The sequence below is a fragment of the Colwellia sp. 6_MG-2023 genome (assembly GCF_030547765.1).
Classification (GTDB): domain Bacteria; phylum Pseudomonadota; class Gammaproteobacteria; order Enterobacterales; family Alteromonadaceae; genus Colwellia.
Genome location: NZ_JAUOPP010000036.1, coordinates 14,171 through 33,176 on the forward strand (window position 1 = coordinate 14,171; position 19,006 = coordinate 33,176).

The 19,006-nt window shown below is 36.4% G+C and carries 18 protein-coding genes; 13 read left to right on the forward strand and 5 right to left on the reverse strand.

The window, feature by feature from the left end:
• Window positions 1–118: 118 nt before the first annotated feature.
• From napE to Q4503_RS17750, 9 genes are all read left to right on the forward strand, one after another.
• Window positions 119–283, forward strand: coding sequence for a periplasmic nitrate reductase, NapE protein (napE, locus tag Q4503_RS17710; protein ID WP_215972860.1), 165 nt, complete (start codon window positions 119–121; stop codon window positions 281–283).
• 4 nt (window positions 284–287) lie between these two features.
• The gene (gene napF / locus Q4503_RS17715) at window positions 288–851 is read left to right on the forward strand and encodes a ferredoxin-type protein NapF (RefSeq protein WP_303603071.1); all 564 of its coding nucleotides are present in this window, start codon (window positions 288–290) and stop codon (window positions 849–851) included.
• A 45-nt stretch (window positions 852–896) separates the two neighbouring features.
• Window positions 897–1,184 (forward strand): chaperone NapD, encoded by a 288-nt coding sequence (locus Q4503_RS17720; RefSeq protein WP_303603072.1) that lies wholly within the window; start codon window positions 897–899, stop codon window positions 1,182–1,184.
• Window positions 1,185–1,256: 72 nt separating this feature from the next.
• Window positions 1,257–3,752, forward strand: coding sequence for a nitrate reductase catalytic subunit NapA (gene napA, locus Q4503_RS17725; protein ID WP_215972857.1), 2,496 nt, complete (start codon window positions 1,257–1,259; stop codon window positions 3,750–3,752).
• Between the two features lie 9 nt (window positions 3,753–3,761).
• Window positions 3,762–4,271 (forward strand): nitrate reductase cytochrome c-type subunit, encoded by a 510-nt coding sequence (locus Q4503_RS17730; protein WP_215972856.1) that lies wholly within the window; start codon window positions 3,762–3,764, stop codon window positions 4,269–4,271.
• Between the two features lie 8 nt (window positions 4,272–4,279).
• Window positions 4,280–4,867 carry a cytochrome c3 family protein gene (locus tag Q4503_RS17735; protein WP_215972855.1) on the forward strand — a complete coding sequence of 196 codons (588 nt, stop codon included), beginning with the start codon at window positions 4,280–4,282 and terminating at the stop codon, window positions 4,865–4,867.
• Window positions 4,868–5,201: 334 nt separating this feature from the next.
• The gene (gene pheS, locus Q4503_RS17740) at window positions 5,202–6,197 is read left to right on the forward strand and encodes a phenylalanine--tRNA ligase subunit alpha (protein ID WP_215972854.1); all 996 of its coding nucleotides are present in this window, start codon (window positions 5,202–5,204) and stop codon (window positions 6,195–6,197) included.
• Between the two features lie 10 nt (window positions 6,198–6,207).
• Entirely contained in the window at window positions 6,208–8,640 is a 2,433-nt protein-coding gene (gene pheT / locus Q4503_RS17745; RefSeq protein WP_303603073.1) for a phenylalanine--tRNA ligase subunit beta, read from the forward strand.
• Between the two features lie 3 nt (window positions 8,641–8,643).
• Window positions 8,644–8,937 (forward strand): integration host factor subunit alpha, encoded by a 294-nt coding sequence (locus tag Q4503_RS17750; RefSeq protein ID WP_159820640.1) that lies wholly within the window; start codon window positions 8,644–8,646, stop codon window positions 8,935–8,937.
• Between the two features lie 132 nt (window positions 8,938–9,069).
• Here the strand turns inward: Q4503_RS17750 and Q4503_RS17755 are convergent, their stop codons facing one another.
• Both Q4503_RS17755 and fadE read right to left on the reverse strand, forming a co-directional pair.
• Complete coding sequence (locus tag Q4503_RS17755; protein ID WP_252727460.1) at window positions 9,070–9,462, reverse strand: hypothetical protein; 393 nt, start codon at window positions 9,460–9,462, stop codon at window positions 9,070–9,072.
• A gap of 570 nt (window positions 9,463–10,032) precedes the next feature.
• A complete protein-coding gene (gene fadE, locus Q4503_RS17760; RefSeq protein WP_303603074.1) occupies window positions 10,033–12,459 on the reverse strand; it encodes an acyl-CoA dehydrogenase FadE in 2,427 nt (808 codons plus the stop codon).
• A gap of 151 nt (window positions 12,460–12,610) precedes the next feature.
• On the opposite strand from fadE, the gene Q4503_RS17765 reads away from it, so the two are divergent.
• Entirely contained in the window at window positions 12,611–13,396 is a 786-nt protein-coding gene (locus Q4503_RS17765; RefSeq protein ID WP_303603075.1) for a class II glutamine amidotransferase, read from the forward strand.
• Window positions 13,397–13,484: 88 nt separating this feature from the next.
• Here Q4503_RS17765 and Q4503_RS17770 read toward each other — a convergent pair whose 3' ends face one another.
• From Q4503_RS17770 to purM, 3 genes are read right to left on the reverse strand one after another with little or no spacing between them, the layout of a single operon-like run.
• Entirely contained in the window at window positions 13,485–14,282 is a 798-nt protein-coding gene (locus Q4503_RS17770) for a DUF3108 domain-containing protein (RefSeq protein ID WP_303495782.1), read from the reverse strand.
• A gap of 54 nt (window positions 14,283–14,336) precedes the next feature.
• Window positions 14,337–14,993 (reverse strand): phosphoribosylglycinamide formyltransferase, encoded by a 657-nt coding sequence (purN, locus tag Q4503_RS17775; protein WP_215972850.1) that lies wholly within the window; start codon window positions 14,991–14,993, stop codon window positions 14,337–14,339.
• A 41-nt stretch (window positions 14,994–15,034) separates the two neighbouring features.
• Entirely contained in the window at window positions 15,035–16,075 is a 1,041-nt protein-coding gene (gene purM, locus Q4503_RS17780) for a phosphoribosylformylglycinamidine cyclo-ligase (protein ID WP_215972849.1), read from the reverse strand.
• Window positions 16,076–16,356: 281 nt separating this feature from the next.
• On the opposite strand from purM, the gene Q4503_RS17785 reads away from it, so the two are divergent.
• The 3 genes from Q4503_RS17785 to Q4503_RS17795 are packed head-to-tail and all read left to right on the forward strand — an operon-like array spanning window position 16,357 to window position 18,977.
• On the forward strand, window positions 16,357–17,565 hold the full coding sequence (locus tag Q4503_RS17785) for a DUF2066 domain-containing protein (protein ID WP_215972848.1): 1,209 nt from the start codon (window positions 16,357–16,359) through the stop codon (window positions 17,563–17,565).
• A complete protein-coding gene (hda, locus tag Q4503_RS17790; protein WP_215972847.1) occupies window positions 17,565–18,284 on the forward strand; it encodes a DnaA regulatory inactivator Hda in 720 nt (239 codons plus the stop codon). Before Q4503_RS17785 ends, hda begins: the two co-directional genes overlap by 1 nt.
• A 54-nt stretch (window positions 18,285–18,338) precedes the next feature.
• Complete coding sequence (locus tag Q4503_RS17795) at window positions 18,339–18,977, forward strand: fumarylacetoacetate hydrolase family protein (protein ID WP_303603076.1); 639 nt, start codon at window positions 18,339–18,341, stop codon at window positions 18,975–18,977.
• Window positions 18,978–19,006: the final 29 nt, after the last annotated feature.

The window sequence follows — 19,006 nt, forward strand, 5'->3', positions numbered from 1 at the left end:
TTCGATAGACGGTGGTTTTTTTATGTCTGAATCTTGATCTATATCAAGCCCTAAGCTTAACTATGATATTAAAGTACACATTATAATTTGATTTTAATTATAGATTATCGAGTACGATATGAGCCTAACAACACTTCACAAACAACAAAAAAAATATGAGCGTAATACTTTTATTTTTCTGACTATTTTCCTTGCTCCCATTTTATCTGTTTGCATCGTTGCCGGTTTTGGCTTTGCCATATGGATAAGCCAAATGTTTATTTTTGGTCCTCCTGGATCTTAATACCTTGTCTACTTCAACATCAAAAGCCAATAAACGTGTTGATAATCCAGCGAGAAGGCGACTTTTACGTGGTCGGATACACACAAAACAAGTATTACGTTTACCTTGGGTAGTGAATGAATCTGTATTTACTTCGGGTTGCACACAGTGTCAAGACTGTATAAATAGTTGTGAAAGCAAGATCATTACTAAAGATGAAGAGGGTTTTCCAACCGTAGATTTTAGTTTAGGTGAATGTTCTTTTTGTAATAAGTGTATTGATGCTTGTGAGCAACCGCTTTTCTCTGGCGATTTTATTGATAATGAAAATACCAAGGATAAGATTGCTCAAAATAACAAACCTTGGCCAGTTAACATAGATATTAGTGATAAGTGTTTAGCTAAGAATAGCATTTATTGTCAAAGTTGCCGTGAGGAGTGTGAAACGAGTGCTATTAAATTTCATTACCTTAATTCCAGTATTCCTGAGCCAAGTATAAATGATGTTGATTGTACTCAATGTGGTGCTTGCATCAGTAAATGTCCACAAGATGCTATTTCCTTTATATTCGAGCCAAAAGCAAACTAATCTTTAGCTGTATTTACATTAAACAAGCGGTATTTAAAAAATTATATGACGAAAAATAATGAAAGTAGAACAGATGAATATCATGTGGCAAGTTTCGTCGCTTATCCTATTTTTGAGCAGTTAACCGAGGTGCAAAAAGCAATAACAAGGGTAGATGGTACTGAAATTCATGCAACCAGTGCAGAAGGTAAAATTGTTTTTACAATAGAGGGGCATAGTTATAAGGATATTGGCAACAAAATGGATACGATAAGAAATCATAAAGGCGTTATTAATTTATCACCTGTTTATCATCAGATTTTAGATGAAAGTACTGATAGTGAAAATAATTAAAGCAGCATAACAACGATAAAATTGAATGAAACATTTTAAAACGACATTAAATAAAGTGGGGAAGGTGACAAAATGATTAATCGCCGAGAATTTATTAAAGCCAACGCTATTGCCGCAGCGGCTGCTGTTGCAGGGGTGTCTGTGCCTTCTTTAGCATCAAACTTAATTACAAGTTCAGATATTACTAAACTCAAATGGGACAAAGCACCTTGTCGATTTTGTGGTACAGGTTGCAGTGTAAATGTAGGGGTCATGGATGGTAAAGTTGTTGCCACTCATGGCGATATTAAGTCTCCTGTCAATAAAGGCCTTAACTGTGTTAAAGGCTACTTTCTATCTAAAATTATGTATGGGAAAGATAGGCTGACTCAACCATTATTACGCATGACTAATGGTAAGTACGATAAACAAGGCGAGTTTGCACCAGTATCATGGGATAAAGCATTCGATGTGATGGCTGAAAAAGCAAAAGCAACATTGAATAAAAGTGGTCCTGAAGCTGTTGGTATGTTTGGCTCAGGTCAATGGACAGTGCAAGAAGGTTACGCTGCGGTAAAATTAATGAAAGCAGGGTTTCGTACTAATAATATTGATCCTAATGCACGTCATTGTATGGCTTCTGCCGTTGGTGGTTTTATGCGAACTTTTGGCATTGATGAGCCTATGGGATGTTATGACGATTTAGAAGCCGCGGATGCGTTTGTCTTATGGGGTTCAAATATGGCTGAAATGCATCCTATTTTATGGACGCGTTTAACGGATCGTCGTTTAAGTGCGCCTCATGTAAAAGTGGCAGTATTATCAACTTTTGAGCACAGAAGCTTCGATTTAGCGGATAACGGGATGGTTTTCACACCACAAACTGATTTAGCTATTTTGAATTTTATTGCTAACTATATTATTCAAACTGATCGCGTGAATAAAGACTTTGTTAATAAACATACTAATTTCAGATTAGGTGAAACAGATATTGGCTATGGTTTACGCCCTGAACATCCGTTAGAGCAAGTGGCGAAAAATAATGGTAAAACAGCAGGTAGCTCTACCGAAATAGATTTTGATACTTATGCTAAATTTGTTAGCACATATACGGCTGAATATACCGCTAAATTATCAGGGGTACCAGTACATAAACTTGAAGCATTAGCTGAACTTTATGCCGATCCTAAAATTAAAGTCACTTCTTTTTGGACTATGGGATTTAATCAGCATACACGCGGTGTCTGGGCGAACAACCTCGCTTATAATATTCACTTATTAACAGGGAAAATTTCAACACCAGGTAATAGTCCGTTTTCATTAACAGGCCAACCTTCAGCGTGTGGTACTGCACGTGAAGTTGGTACTTTTTCGCATCGTTTACCTGCTGACTTGGTTGTTACTAACCCTAAACATCGGGCTACAGCCGAAAAAATATGGAATTTACCTTCGGGTACTGTGCCGGCTAAACCAGGGTATCACGCCGCATTGCAAAACCGCATGTTAAAAGACGGTAAGTTAAATTTTTACTGGGTACAATGTAATAATAATATGCAGGCTGCAGCTAATATTAATGAAGAAGCTTATCCTGGTTACCGTAATCCCGAAAACTTTATTGTTGTCTCTGACCCTTACCCCACAGTAACAGCACAAGCTGCAGATCTAATTTTACCTACAGCCATGTGGGTAGAAAAAGAGGGCGTTTATGGTAATGCTGAACGTCGTACGCAATCTTGGTATCAAATGGTGGAAGCGCCAACAGGGGCTAAATCTGATCTATGGCAATTAGTTGAATTTTCAAAACGCTTCAAAGTTGAAGATGTTTGGCCTGAAGAGCTAATTGCTAAGAAACCAGACGTTCGTGGTAAAACATTATTTGATGTGCTTTATAAAGATGCTTCTGTAGGTAATTTCTCATTGGATGAAATACCAAAAGATCGGTTAAATCATGAATCTCGTGATTTCGGTTTTTATATCCAAAAAGGTTTATTTGAAGAATATGCCAGTTTTGGTCGCGGTCATGGACATGATTTAGCACCGTACGACAGATATCATCAAGAACGTGGTTTACGTTGGCCAGTAGTGAATGGTAAAGAAACACAATGGCGTTTCAAGGAAGGCTCAGATCCTTATGTTAAACCAGGCAGTGGCTGGGATTTCTATGGTCACAAAGATGGTCGGGCGATTATTTTCGCTTTACCTTATGAGCCACCAGCAGAGTCACCAGACGATGAATATGATTTATGGTTATCAACTGGTCGTGTATTAGAACATTGGCATTCTGGCTCAATGACTCAACGAGTACCAGAGCTTTACAAATCTATGCCTGATGCGCTTGTTTACATGCACCCTGATGATGCTAAAGCTCGTAATATGCGTCGTGGTGATTTAGTAAAACTGATTTCTCGACGCGGTGAAGTACAAACTCGCGTTGAAACCAGAGGCCGTAATAAACCTCCTATTGGTTTAGTATATATGCCTTGGTTTGATGCAAGCCGTTTAGTCAATAAAGTTACGCTAGATGCAACTGACCCGTTGTCAAAACAAACGGATTATAAAAAATGCGCAATAAAAATAGTGAAAGTTTAGGAGCGTGATATGAAAAATTTAAATATTAAATCAGCTATTACTAACCTTTTAGCTGTTTCTTTACTGACAGTGATTTCTATTAGCTTTACGGTGGTTGCTGCAGATAAATTAGAAATAAATACAGTGGCAACGCTACGTGATCATACTGAAATTGACACGCAAAAAGAACCAAATAGAATTTATAAGGTGGTTAATAAGGATATAAAACAAGGTCGGAATTATCCTATGCAGCCACCTATTATTCCACATACTATTCGTGGTTATGAAGTAAATAGAAATAACAATAAATGTATGTCTTGTCATTCTCGTCATCGTACTGAAAAGTCTCAAGCACCTATGGTAAGCGTGACACATTATATGGATCGTGACGGTAACTTTTTAGCCGATGTATCGCCACGTCGTTATTTTTGTAACCAGTGCCATGTGATTCAATTAGATGCTGAACCATTAATAGAAAATAGCTTTATTGATATGAATAGTTTAATGAAGAGTAAAACTGTTAATACCGATCAGCATTAGGAGCTATTATGAAAAATATACTATTAATTGGTTGGCGAACATTAACAAAACCTAGTGCTTATTATAGCCTTGGTGTTTTAGTCATTGGTGGTTTTATTGCCGGTATCATTTTTTGGGGTGGTTTTAATACTGCTTTAGAGGCAACTAATACAGAAGAATTTTGTATTTCATGTCATGAAATGGAAAATAATGTTTATGAAGAGCTAAAAACAACCATCCACTTTACAAACCGTTCAGGTGTTCGGGCTACTTGCCCTGATTGTCATGTGCCTCACAAGTGGACAGATAAAATAGCACGTAAAATGCAAGCATCGAAAGAAGTATGGGGCACTATTTTTGGCACCATTAATACACGTGAAAAATTCTTAGATCACCGCAAACGGTTAGCTCAAAATGAATGGACACGCTTAAAAGCTAATGACTCTTTAGAATGTCGTAATTGTCATAATTTTGATTATATGGATTTTACTGAGCAAAGTGAACGTGCTGCTTATCAACATTCAACTGCATTAGCTGCCGGTGAAAAAACGTGTATTGATTGTCATAAAGGTATTGCACATCAATTACCAGATATGAAAGATGTGGAAGGTTGGTAGTATATTGTAAAAATGATTGTGAATTGTTATTAATGCATTTTTATTAATTTAATACTTAGCAAATATTAATCAATTAAAGCCAGTGCAGGTCACTGGTTTTTTTATATCCTCATTTTTTAACATTAATAGCGTTAAATCATGTTTATTTCTTACTTCAACGCCTCTTTAAACTAAATAAAAGCAGTTTATCCTACATAATCATAGACTCATATCATCTTAAGGTGGCATGGTTATAGAGTTTAATGTAAAATTGACCTCATTTTTTAAGTCTATTTATTGAACGGCAATTTTGCCTTTTCACAAAGGCTGTTTTAGTCCCGTTTTAGAGGAAATCATGAGTTTAGACACCACCACCATAGATGATATTGTCGTTCAGGCAGAAAAGGCGATTAGTGAAGCAATCGATCCTAATGCACTAGATCAAGTGCGCGTTAACTTTTTAGGTAAAAAAGGTTTATTTACAGAGCAAATGAAAGGCTTAGGTAAACTACCTAAAGAAGAAAAGCCTAAAATGGGTCAAGTAATAAACATTGCCAAGCAAAAAGTACAAAAATTATTAACTGAGCGAGGGGAATTATTACGTGCAGAAGAAATTTCTCAAAAGCTTGCCGCAGAATCTATTGATGTAACCCTACCTGGACGAGGCCCACAACTTGGTGGTTTGCATCCTGTTACTCGTACTATCAATCGTATTGAAAGCTTTTTTGGTGATTTAGGTTTTGAAGTTAAAGCTGGGCCTGAAGTTGAAGATGATTATCATAATTTTGATGCATTAAATATTCCTGAGCATCATCCTGCCCGTCAAGATCATGATACTTTTTATTTCAATCCTAAATTAGTGCTACGTACGCAGACTTCAGGTGTTCAAATTCGTACGATGGAGGTCGAAAAGCCACCATTACGTATTATTTCTCCGGGTAAAGTATATCGTAACGATTATGATCAAACGCATACGCCAATGTTTCATCAAGTCGAAGGCTTAATGGTTGATAAAGATGTTAGCTTTACTCACCTTAAAGGGATTTTGCATGACTTCTTACACCATTTCTTTGAAGAAGAAGTGGAAATTCGTTTCCGACCATCATATTTCCCATTTACTGAACCTTCAGCTGAAGTAGACATTATGGGTAAAAATGGTAAATGGTTAGAAGTACTTGGATGCGGAATGGTACATCCTAATGTGCTTAAAAGTGTCGGTATAGATCCTGAAGTTTACACCGGCTTTGCATTTGGTATGGGCGTTGAACGCTTAACAATGCTTCGTTATGGCGTAAATGATTTACGTGCATTCTTTGAAAACGATCTTCGCTTCTTAAAACAGTTCAAGTAGGAAACCCCAAATGAAATTTAGTGAATCTTGGTTACGTGAGTGGGTAAATCCTGCACTTTCATCTGATGAATTAGCTCATCAAATTACTATGGCTGGTCTTGAAGTAGACGGAGTCGATCCTGTTGCGGGCGAATTTACCAATGTTATTATTGGTGAAGTGGTTGAATGCGGACCGCACCCTGATGCAGATAAACTGCAAGTAACAAAAATAAACCTTGGCGACTATAGCTCTACTACCGTAGAAAAAGGTGAATTGGTTAGTATTGTTTGTGGTGCTAAAAATTGCCGCACCGGTCTTAAAGTTGCGGTTGCGACCGTTGGTGCAGTATTACCGGGTAATTTTAAAATTAAAAAGGCTAAATTACGTGGCGTACCTTCATTTGGTATGTTGTGTAGCGAGTCTGAAATAGGTTTAAGTGATAGCTCTGATGGTATTATGGAGCTAGCGCAAGATGCTCCTGTAGGTACTTGTTTACGCGAATATTTAGATCTAGACGATGTTACTATCGATGTTGATTTAACGGCTAACCGTGGCGACTGCTTAGGCATAAAAGGCTTAGCTCGCGAAGTTGGCGTGCTTAATTCAAAAGAAGTTACTGAAGTTGAAATTAATGCTGTTACGCCAACAATTGATGATGCTCTTGATATTACAATTGAAGAAGGTGCTGCATGTCCTCGTTATTTAGGTCGTGTGATTAAAGGCATTAACCCTGCGGCACAAACACCATTATGGATGGTAGAAAAATTACGTCGTTGTGGAACACGTTCAATTGACCCTGTCGTTGATGTAACTAATTATGTGTTGTTAGAACTTGGGCATCCTATGCATGCTTTTGATTTAGCAAAGATTGACGGCGGCATAAAAGTACGCTTTGCCAATAAAGCAGAAAAATTAACATTATTAGATGAAAATGAAGTAACACTTAAAGAAAAAACGTTGGTTATAGCTGATAGTGCTGCTGATAGTAAAGCATTAGCAATCGCTGGTATTTTTGGCGGTCTTAATTCTGGAGTCACTACACAAACAACTGATATTTTCTTAGAAAGTGCATTTTTTGCTCCACTTGCTATTTTAGGCAAAGCTCGCCAATACGGTTTACATACTGATGCATCACATCGCTATGAACGTGGAATAGACCCAACATTACAAAATGATGCGATGGAACGTGCTACACAATTGTTATTAGATATTGTTGGTGGTCAGGCAGGGCCTATTGTTGAAGCGAAATCAGACAGTCACATCCCGCAAACTAAACATGTTTCTTTAAGACGTACAAAGTTAGATAGTCGTATTGGCCATCATATTGAAGACGCTAAAGTAACTGAAATTTTAACTCGTCTTGGCTTTACTGTAAGTGTTGAAGGCGAGGGCAGTGCAACACAATGGCAAGTTGTTGTGCCTGCTTATCGTTTTGATATAAAGATAGAAGTAGATTTAATTGAAGAAGTTGCTCGTATTTATGGCTATAACAATATTCCTAATATTGCACCAAAAGCTAGTTTAAAAATGGTCAATAAAAAAGAAGCGAATATTGATTTAGCCAAATTAAAAAATACATTAGTGAATCGTGATTACCAAGAAGCGATAACATACAGTTTTGTTGATCCTAAAGTACAATCGTTAATTCATCCTGATCAAGAAGTGATGACTCTACCTCATCCAATATCGTCTGAAATGTCGGTTATGCGTTTAAGCTTATGGACAGGCTTATTGCAATCGGTTGCTTATAATCAAAACCGTCAGCAAAGTAGAGTACGTTTATTTGAAGCAGGTCTACGTTTTGTACCTGATGAAAGTGCTGAAAACGGTGTTCGTCAACAACATATGATTGCCGGTGTTATTAGTGGTAATTGTGCAGATGAACATTGGAGTGTAGAGAAAGCGGCTACAGATTTCTATGATATAAAAGGTGATGTTGAAGCTCTGCTTTCACTCACGTGCGATGCTACATCATACGAGTTTTCTAAAGCAGAAATTAGTGCACTACATCCAGGGCAAACTGCTGAAATCACTAAAAATGGTCAATTAGTTGGTTATGTTGGTGCTTTACATCCTGAATTAGAACGAAAATTAGGATTGAATGGCCGTACATTAATTTTTGAATTATTATTACCTGAAATTTTAGCTCAAAAAATACCTGAAGCCTGTGATATATCTCGCTTTCCGGCCAATAGACGTGACCTTGCTGTTGTAGTGAAAGACGATATTGATGCAAAAAAAGTGTTACAACTTATTGAAAAGGTTGGCGGAAGTCTTCTAATTGATCTAAACTTATTTGATGTATACAAAGGTCAAGGTATAGACGATGGTTTTAAAAGTCTTGCCATTGCCTTAGTATTACAAGATACAAACAAAACGCTTGAAGATAAAGACATCACAGATGTTATTGATCGAGTCGTTGATTCTTTACAAACAGAGTTGAAAGCATCACTGAGGGACTAAGCAATGGCGCTTACTAAAGCAGAAGTAGCAGAACATTTATTTGAGAAAGTTGGGCTTAGCAAGCGCGACGCAAAAGATATGGTTGAAATGTTTTTTGAGGATATTCGCGAAACCTTAGAAAGTGGCGAACAAGTCAAACTTTCTGGTTTTGGGAATTTTGACTTACGTCAAAAAAGCGAACGTCCAGGCCGAAATCCTAAAACAGGAGAAGATATTCCTATTTCTGCTCGTAAAGTTGTGACTTTTCGACCGGGTCAAAAATTAAAGAGCCGTGTTGAAGATGGCAATAGTGATTAAATACCTTTAGTTCAATATCTGTATTAGCTCAGATCTAATATACTCAGTCCCTTACACTAGGGCTTATATTATGTTAGATTTGAGTTAGATATTTTACTTTTATCTCTATCAAACTAGTTTTTGTTGTTTGCTTTATACATCTACTTCTTTGAATGCCACAATATAGTACCCATCAATTAACGCACTTTTTAATTCGGTATGAATTTTAAAGCGTTTTACCCCATGATATTTTGTCATAACATTTACAGTCATCATGGCGAAACTTTTATCACTAACGCCTGCAGATTCTATATATAGTTCCCATAAATTTTCAACCGTTTTTTGGTAATTAGGATCTGGATATGCTTTTTTCCACCAGTGCTCTTTATCTGGAATATCCTCTAAATTCCAACCTATAGCACTGTCAAAGCTACTATTTACATAAACTATAGGGTGGTTAAGGGTGCTATCTTCAAGTGCCAAAACAGCTATAGGTATTGGCAACATATCTAAAAACTTAGTAGGAATTGATGTGAGATCAGACAATTTAGCACCTTGATGTTAAGAAATATAAGAAAGGTCTTTAGTTTTATGCTTAGTTATACCAATCGGACTAATTAATTGATCACTTAGCGAGAATTAAAAGGCTTAGAGGCAAGGCATTGATTGCAGAGAATGGTTATTCCCTTGTCAAAATCAATAACGCGGCATATAAGCCTTATAAACTCGCCCTTCGGGAGCTCATTAGCAAACTGATAACCGCACAAAATGAATGAAATATAGAATGACTATAATTAACTCATTGTGTTTGTTCTAAGCTCGCTAATGTAGCTCTAAGTTGGTCAATTTAATAATCCGTTTGGTATTAATTATAGTCATTGATTAATTTAACGGTTAATTATTTCAGCGGTTAATTGTTTAAGTGCCTTTTAATTGATTATTTTACTTTAGTTCATAAAAGAGCAAGATTAGTTTCGTGTTAATAGTGAGTCTATTACAAGTAAACTTAGCAATGAAGACAGGAAAAATGGCTGCTAGAGAAGTATTTTTTAAGCCGAACTCTTTATTTTAAAGCGTTGCAACAGTCGTTTGTTACAACGCTTATATGTCGTGTTATTATACGATTTTTAAGGCGGTTAGCTCACTTGAGTCAAAATCATCAACACTTATAATGGCTTTTCTTCCTTGCTCAGCTTTGATCAATAATTGTGCTTCGGTTTCGGTGATGGCATTGGCAGCTAAGCCTAATTTAGCAGCATTATCTAATTGATAAAAAGGTAATTTTTTATCAATAGCATCACATACTTTTTTAAATATAGGCTCGCAAGCAATAATATCTTCTAACGTTTGCTCTAATAAACCATAAACATTTTTACCATCTCTGGTCAGATATTGCCATTTACCTAATCTATCCCTTGCAGGACTCGGTGTTTGTAATAAATTTGCAACTTGGTGGTCTAAATTATCTGATGGTTTAGTTAGCCAAGTACCGAAAGGGAATATTACAGCCCTTAACGTACGTGCAAGCCAGCGATTCGGGAAGTTGCTTAACAGAGCATCTATGGCTTCTTGTATATTATATAAAGAATCTTCTACAGCCCACTGTAATAATGGTAAATCATCTTCTTGTCTGCCTTCATCATTAAAGCGTTTCAGACAAGCACTTGCTAGATACAGGTTACTTAACACGTCGCCTAAACGCGCTGATATACGCTCTTTACGTTTTAAATCAGCACCTAATGCCAACATAGAAACATCGCTAAGCATAGCTAAATTGGCGCTAAAGCGGGTTAACAGTTGATAATAGCGTTTACTTTTATCGTTAAAAGGTGCAGGTAATAAACGAGCGCCAGTAAGAGAACACCATAAACTTCGACTGATATTACTTATGCTAAACCCAATATGCCCAAATAATGCGTGATCAAAGTCATCTAACGCTTTTTCTGTGTTACTTTCATTTGCCGCTTGTAACTCGGCTAAAACATAAGGATGACAACGTATAGCGCCTTGTCCATATATAATTAAGCTACGCGTGAGAATGTTTGCACCTTCAACAGTGATTGCTATTGGTGCACCTTGGTAACCTCTAGCAAGGTAGTTGTTAGGGCCCATACATATGCCTTTACCACCATGTATATCCATGGCATCAATGATCGATGAGCGCATTTTTTCTGTTAAATGGTACTTGGAAATAGCAGAAATAACAGAAGGTTTTTCACCAAGATCTATTGCGCCGGTTGATAATGTTGTAACAGCATCCATTAAGTAGGCATTACCACCAATTCTAGCAAGAGGTTCTTCTACACCTTCCATTTTACCTATAGGCAATTTAAATTGTCGGCGAATTCTACTATAAGCACCAGTAGCTAGCGCAGCAGTTTTTATTCCGCCAGCACTATTTGAAGGCAATGTGATTGCACGACCAACAGATAAACACTCAACCAACATACGCCAGCCGTGGCCAGCCATTTCACTACCGCCAATAATATAATCAAGAGGCACGAACACATCCTTACCTTGAGTTGGACCATTTTGAAATGGTACATTAAGCGGGAAGTGTCTACGGCCTATTGTGATACCGTCTATATTTGTAGGAATTAGTGCACAAGTAATGCCTAATTCTTTGGTCTCGCCAAGTAAGCCATCAGGGTCTTCAAGTTTAAATGCTAGTCCTAGTACTGTGGCAACAGGTGCAAGCGTAATATAACGCTTGTCCCAATTTAGTTTTATTCCCAATACTTCTTTATCTTCAAATACTTGCCTACAAATGATACCCGTATCTGGTATTGCGCCTGCATCAGAGCCTGCTTCTGGCCCTGTTAATGCAAAACAAGGAATCTCTTCACCGGTAGCTAAACGTGGTAAGTAATAATCTTGCTGTTCTTTAGTACCATATTCTTGTAATAACTCTCCTGGGCCAAGAGAGTTTGGTACGCCAACAGTACTCGCAAGAACAGAGCTTACTCCTGTTAATTTTTGTAATACTCTTGATTGAGCAAAAGCAGAAAATTCAAGGCCTCCATACTTTTTCTTGATAATCATGGCAAAAAACTTGTTATCTTTTAAGAACTGCCAAACCTCTGGTGATAAATCTGCGATTTCATGGGTAGTTTGCCAATCATTAACCATGCCACAAACTTCTTCTACAGGGCCTTCTAAGAAGGCTTTTTCTTGGGCACTAAGTCGAGGTTGAGGATAATTATGTAATCTTGACCAATTTGGATTACCTCGAAACAGTTCAGCTTCAAACCAAGTAGTGCCTGCATCTATAGCTTCTTGCTCTGTTTCAGACATTTGTGGCATTATTTTTTTAAATAATGTTAATAACGGCATACTAATAAATTGTTGACGAATATTATCAATATTGAGGGGGAGGGCGATCACGGCAAAAAGTAACCAAGATACAAAACCAATAATATCGAATAAAGTGCCAACAACCATTAACCCCATAAATGCGAAAGTAAATGATGATAGCGAAGCTCGCGAATAGCTCATAAACCAAGTAAGTGAAAGAGCTAAAATTAACCAAAGTAAAATATCCACAAAATATCCTTGTTTTTGTTACATTGAATAAAAGTAATTGTATAATCTATATATAGATTATATTAACAAGATAACCAAGTATTTGTTTGGGTTATCTAGCTTTTATTTTACTTTGCAATTTTATTTCATTTGATTCTCTTTAAGGTTAATTATGTGTGAACTTTTAGCTATGTCGGCTAATGTCCCAACAGATATTTGTTTTAGTTTTAGTGGGTTAATGCAACGAGGTGGAAATACAGGCCCACACAAAGATGGTTGGGGGATCACATTTTATGAAGGTAAAGGTTGTCGAAGCTTTAAAGATCCACAACCAAGTGCACATTCACCTATTGCCGAGTTGGTAACAAGGTACCCGATGAAAAGTGAATCTGTTGTATGTCATATTAGGCAAGCTAATTCAGGTGGCGTTTGTTTAGAAAACACTCATCCTTTTATTAGACAAATGTGGGGAAAAAATTGGACTTATGCACATAATGGTCAATTAAAGGATTTTCAAAAATCATTACCTATTAAATGGCACTTACCTATTGGTACTACCGATAGTGAGCATGCTTTTTGTTGGATTCTAGATCAGCTTCATTTTAAGTTTGCCGAGCAAGAGCCTTCAGCCGTAGTACTATTTGAGTTTATTGCAACGTTAACCAGTAAAATTGACAACCTTGGTGTTGCTAATATCATTATCAGCGATGGCGAGTGTTTGTTTGCTTATTGTTCTAATAATTTACATTGGATAACGCGTCGAGCTCCTTTTGGAAAAGCAAGTTTGATTGACGCTGAAATGGCTGTTGACTTCCATCAGGAAACGACAGATAAAGATATTGTGACTGTGATTGCAACCCAACCTCTGACTGATGATGAAACTTGGCATAAAATGAGTGCCGGTGATTGGCACTTATTTCGGTTAGGTGAATCAATATCGTGTGGTAAAAAAGAATAATCAAATGAGAGCGGTAATAATTCAAACTCTAATAGCTAGCTGATGCAGCACACTTGATAGGATGATAAATAGAGTTATCATCTTCTCGCTATTTCACTATGCCTTTTTCTGTTTTCACATTTAACGTATAGCCTGATAGCTGGGCTTCAAACTGTTCGTTTCCTGCTTTAGTTTGGTATAACTTTACTAATAAGTAATCGAGTTCAGGGGCAAACCAAGCATAAGTAATACGTTCTATATCTTTGATTTCTCGTTTGAAACGTACAGTTTTGATCAAACCGTAGGGAAGAATCAATTCCTCTTCGCCATCATATTCATAGATATAATCTTTAATTGATCCGGCAGTATTAATCACCGAGTAAGTATAGGTTTTTTGGTTAGCATCAGCTATAAGGTTTAATCGGTGTTGAAGGTGATAGCTGAGTTTATCTTGTAGATTATTAGAAAAATCTACTGTATGCGTTCTTTTACGTTGAAGATCCTCTGCTTGATTTTCTGCTGCATTGAAAAGCCATTCGTAATGTTTATCTTTACCTGTACCTTCTCTACTATATTTATAATGCAGAGGTGTTACTTGATTATCATTAATTGTTAGAATTGAGGTTTCACTGCGTGTTTGTGAAAAAATAAGCCATTCAACATAAGTTTTATAGTGGTAGTCTATGCTGCCATCAGTTTGATAACTTAATGCTCTAACGGCGGTACCGACTGGGTTGGCTTTATGAAATACAGTATATTCAGCTGTAAATTCAGGAATAATATTTTTATATTGGTTATTTTCTTGATTGTGAGTTATTACTTCCTCAGCAGTATTGGCAAAGCTAGTAGTTGATATAAAAATGAGTATAAAGGCAGGTAAAAAAAAGAAAGAGTGTTGTATTGGCACGGTTTATCCTGAAAAAGTATAAAGGTAAAAATTAACTACCTTTATACTAACAGTTTATTCGTCGTTCGCATAACCTGAAATTGGGAGAATATTATTATCTAATATTGCTACTTCACTTTTATCTTTAGTTTCCATTCTTAAACGATTTTGACATAACCATTTCACAACTAAAGGATAAATTCTATGTTCTTGTTCATGCACACGAGCAGCTAAGTCATCGCTAGTATCCCCATCAAATACAGGCACTTTAGCTTGTAATATAACAGGACCACCATCCAACGTTTCAGTAACAAAATGTACACTTACACCGTGTTCTTTATCACCAGCATCAATGGCACGTTGATGCGTATGCAAACCTTGATACTTAGGTAATAAAGAAGGGTGAATATTGATTAACTTTCCTTGATAATATTTAACAAAAGCAGGGGTTAATATACGCATAAAACCTGCAAGTACAATAATATCAGGAGCGAACAGATCTATTTGGGTAATAAGAGCTTGGTCGTAATCTTCTCGGCTCTCAAATTTTTGATGTGAAAGCGCGACAGTTTCAATGCCAGCATCTTTGGCACGAGTTAGGCCATAAGCATCAAGTTTATTTGAAATCACACCAACAACTGAGCCGGGGTAATCAGTTAATTTACAAGCATCGATGATTGCTTGTAAATTACTACCTTGGCCAGAAATAAGCACAACTATTCGGCTAGACATTTGCTTTCCTTATAATATTCACGATTAGATTTGTATCTAACTTAAGAAAAAACAACCTGTTCTTCACCGTCGGCTTTGTCAGCTATTGAGCCAATATGCCAAGCTTTTTCGCCGTGAGCAGTTAAAACTTCAATGCTTTGTTCAACTTTATCTTGAGGTACAACGATAATCATACCCACACCACAATTAAAGGTACGGTACATTTCGTGTTCGGTGATATTACCATTCTCTTTTAACCAATTAAAAATTTCAGGCCACTGCCAGCTTTCACCATTAATTACTGCTTGAGCTGTTGCAGGTAAAACACGTGGAATGTTCTCCCAAAATCCACCACCCGTAATATGTGAAAGCGCATGAACATCAACTTCTTTAAGTAATGCTAATACAGACTTAACATAAATTTTTGTTGGTTCGAGTAAATGTTCGCTAATCGCTTTTCCGTTAAGTAATTCACTCGTATCAGTATTATTAACTTCTAATACTTTACGAATTAATGAAAAACCATTCGAATGAGGGCCTGAGGCACCTAACGCTATTAATTGATCACCCGCAGCTACTTTACTACCATCAAGTAAGCGTGATTTTTCCGCAACACCAACACAAAAACCGGCAATATCGTAATCACCTTGATGGTACATGCCCGGCATTTCAGCTGTTTCACCACCAACTAAAGCACAACCTGCTTGAATACAACCTTCAGCGATACCTTCCACTACCGATGACGCAACTGCAACATCAAGTTTTGCTGTAGCATAGTAATCAAGGAAGAATAGAGGCTCAGCACCTTGTACAATTAAGTCATTAACACACATAGCAACCAAATCGATACCCACAGTATCATGTTTTGCTAGATCAATGGCTAAACGTAATTTGGTTCCTACGCCATCTGTACCTGCAACTAACACAGGCTCTTTATAGCCAGTAGGTAATTGGCAAACACTACCAAAACCACCTAAACCACCCATAACTTCAGGGCGATTAGTACGTTTTACTGCACCTTTAATGTTTTCAACAAGGGCATTACCAGCGTCAATATCAACACCAGCATCTTTATAACTTAAAGATTGTTTTTGTTCGCTCACAGGAAACCTCAAAAATTACCGATAGAATAATACCTAAATAAGCGCAAATTTTAGACTTACTAAGGTTTAAAAAGATGCGTATTCTAGCAGTGCAAGCGCATATACTCAAAATCTTTATCTTAATTAATCAATTTTTTTATTTCATTATTGTCTAATTCACTTCTATAAGTAGATTAGGTAAGAATTAACAACTATTTTCGGCAAGGCATTGATTGTAGTGATATGTATATTGATTTGATTATGATAGAATTGGATCTACATAATAGCTTGTTTTTTTTCATATGTTCAAAAAAATTAATTTTTTACTGTTTGTTATTCTTACTATTTTATCTTCTATGACGCTCGAAGCAGTTGAAATAAAAGATTTATATCAGGCCAGTGTTGCTATTAATTCTCAAAGCAGTGGTGATAGAGCCCATGCTTTGAAAAAAGCACTTGCCGCGGTGATGTTAAAAGTAGGTGGTGAGCAAAGTGTTTTAGATAATGAAATTATTAAACAATCATTGAATAATTTCGATTCATATCTGAATCAATATCGATACCAAGAAAAGTCAATCAAGGTTGAAGGTCAGCTTAGCTCGAAAAAACAATTATTCATTTTAGCAAGTTTTAATGAAGAGAAAATAAACCAGCTGTTTCAACAAGCCAATTTACCTTTATGGGGTAGTTTGCGCCCACAAGTATTACTTTGGCTAATTGAAGAGCAGGGTTTACAACGTCGTATCATATCAAGTTCATCTGCTTCTACTTTACCTTATAAAGTTAATGAATTTTCGGCTCAACGAGGATTACCTATTATTATGCCGTTAATGGATTTAACTGATTTGAGTCAATTAACCATTAGTGATGTATGGGGACGCTTTCAACAACCAATAAAAGAAGCATCGAACCGTTATTTAGCAGAAGCAATTGTTGTGATGAGAATTTCAAATTCAAGTTTGATTACTGATAGCTATACAGATCAGTATACAGATACAGCTACAATTGAAACGAATGATTGTGATTTATCCTGTGTAGAATCAAAAGTAAAAAAACATAATTATGTGCTTGATTGGAGCTTACTAGATTGGGGGCTTGTCGAAGGACAGCAAAAATTGAGTCGACAATATGTAGGTGATGAACCTCAAGAATTATTGCAACACGGCTTAGCTGATATAACAGAGTTAATTTATCAACGTTATGCTTTGTCTACAACGAAACAAAACGATTACATTATTGAGGTAGCTAATATAGATAGTTTAGCAACTTATGTAGACGTATTTAATTTTTTAAATAATTTATCTGGCGTAAAGTCGGCAACATTACTCAGTGCAAAAGGTAGTGCAAGACGGTTTAATCTGCAGTTACTTGGCTCCAGTGATGCTTTACTTGCTTCATTAAAACTTGATAATACACTTGTTCAAATCATTGACCCTTTAGCTCAATTCAATACACCTTCACCAGCAGAAGGTGAAGGAATATTGGTACCAATTTTTAATTGGAGCAAGTAATGAATAAAACAGCGCAACTGGCTTTATCTGTACAACTTCCAGATGATGAGATTTTTGATAGCTATTTAAGTGAATCAAATAGTGCTGTAGTCAGTCAATTATCTCTTTTTGTAGAAAATACTTTGCTATCTAGCTCAAAACAACCTAATTGTTTTTATTTGTTTGGTTTATCAGGGGTTGGTAAATCACACTTATTACATTCTGCTAGTGCTTACGCTTCTCAATTAGGTAAAACATCAGTTTGTTTATCTTGCGCCGAATTATTACAACTATCAGTTGAAGTCTTAGATGGTTTAGAATCAATCGATTTTATTTGCTTAGATGATATTCAATTAATTGCGAATAATGAGTTATGGCAGCAAGCTATTTTTGATCTATATAACCGAGTTTTAGAGCAAAATAATAGTTTGTTAATTAGTGGCGACCAAAGTGCTGTTCAATTAGGTTTAACTTTGCCTGATTTAGTGTCTCGTTTAAGTTGGGGATTAACAGAACAACTTAAACCGCTGAATGACATTGAAAAAATATCTGCTTTGCAATATCGGGCGTCAAAGCGTGGTTTAATGCTGAGTGATGATGCTGCAGCCTTCCTTCTTAATAGGTTATCTCGTGCAATGACAAATTTAATAGACTCATTGGATGTGTTAGATAAAGCTTCTATTAGAGAGCAACGTAAGATCACTATTCCCTTTATCAAAGACATTCTAAATATTGCTTAATGCTACTTGATATCGATGAACCGTGTAGTTTAATTATTAAAATAAGAGAGTAGGATGAAAACAGTAAATCTTGACGAGAATAGCATTGCTCCTTCTAAAGTTATTTGTATTGGTCGCAATTATGTTGACCACATAGCAGAGTTAGGGAATGAAGTACCAGATGAAATGGTTGTATTTTTGAAACCCAATTCAGCGATTTCCTCCCAATTAATATCGTTTCATCATGAAAAACTACATTATGAAGCTGAATTATGTTTTTTATATCAAAAAAATGATCCGAAAGATAAAAATGAACAAGGTAAGTTTACTGCAGTTGCTATTGGATTAGATTTGACTAAACGTGATTTACAAGCAAAATTAAAAGCGAAAGGTTTACCTTGGGAACGTGCTAAAGGTTTTGATGGTGCTGCATTATTTAGTGATTTTGTTGCGATTGATACTATTGATAATAGCTTACAGTTAGAATTAACAATAGATGGTAAGGTTATGCAATCAGGCGGTGTTGAATTAATGATGTATAAACCTGATACTATTTTAGCTCAGCTTAGCAGTTTTGTTACGCTTGAAGACGGGGATATTGTAATGACAGGTACACCTAAGGGAGTAGGGGAGATTGTTGCTGGTAGTGAGTTTATAGGTAAAGTAAAAAAAGGCAATCAAACACTTATCTCTGCTTCATGGTTGGCTAGCTAAACCTATATATAAGTGTATTAATAAGAGCG

Bases quoted from the DNA above. Each gene is read 5' to 3' on its own strand.
- napE (WP_215972860.1), top strand. From the start codon at position 119: ATGAGCCTAACAACACTTCACAAACAACAAAAAAAATATGAGCGTAAT.
- Q4503_RS17720 (WP_303603072.1), top strand. From the start codon at position 897: ATGACGAAAAATAATGAAAGTAGAACAGATGAATATCATGTGGCAAGT.
- napA (WP_215972857.1), top strand. From the start codon at position 1,257: ATGATTAATCGCCGAGAATTTATTAAAGCCAACGCTATTGCCGCAGCG.
- Q4503_RS17730 (WP_215972856.1), top strand. From the start codon at position 3,762: ATGAAAAATTTAAATATTAAATCAGCTATTACTAACCTTTTAGCTGTT.
- Q4503_RS17735 (WP_215972855.1), top strand. From the start codon at position 4,280: ATGAAAAATATACTATTAATTGGTTGGCGAACATTAACAAAACCTAGT.
- pheS (WP_215972854.1), top strand. From the start codon at position 5,202: ATGAGTTTAGACACCACCACCATAGATGATATTGTCGTTCAGGCAGAA.
- pheT (WP_303603073.1), top strand. From the start codon at position 6,208: ATGAAATTTAGTGAATCTTGGTTACGTGAGTGGGTAAATCCTGCACTT.
- Q4503_RS17750 (WP_159820640.1), top strand. From the start codon at position 8,644: ATGGCGCTTACTAAAGCAGAAGTAGCAGAACATTTATTTGAGAAAGTT.
- Q4503_RS17765 (WP_303603075.1), top strand. From the start codon at position 12,611: ATGTGTGAACTTTTAGCTATGTCGGCTAATGTCCCAACAGATATTTGT.
- purN (WP_215972850.1), bottom strand. From the start codon at position 14,993: ATGTCTAGCCGAATAGTTGTGCTTATTTCTGGCCAAGGTAGTAATTTA.
- Q4503_RS17785 (WP_215972848.1), top strand. From the start codon at position 16,357: ATGTTCAAAAAAATTAATTTTTTACTGTTTGTTATTCTTACTATTTTA.
- hda (WP_215972847.1), top strand. From the start codon at position 17,565: ATGAATAAAACAGCGCAACTGGCTTTATCTGTACAACTTCCAGATGAT.
- Q4503_RS17795 (WP_303603076.1), top strand. From the start codon at position 18,339: ATGAAAACAGTAAATCTTGACGAGAATAGCATTGCTCCTTCTAAAGTT.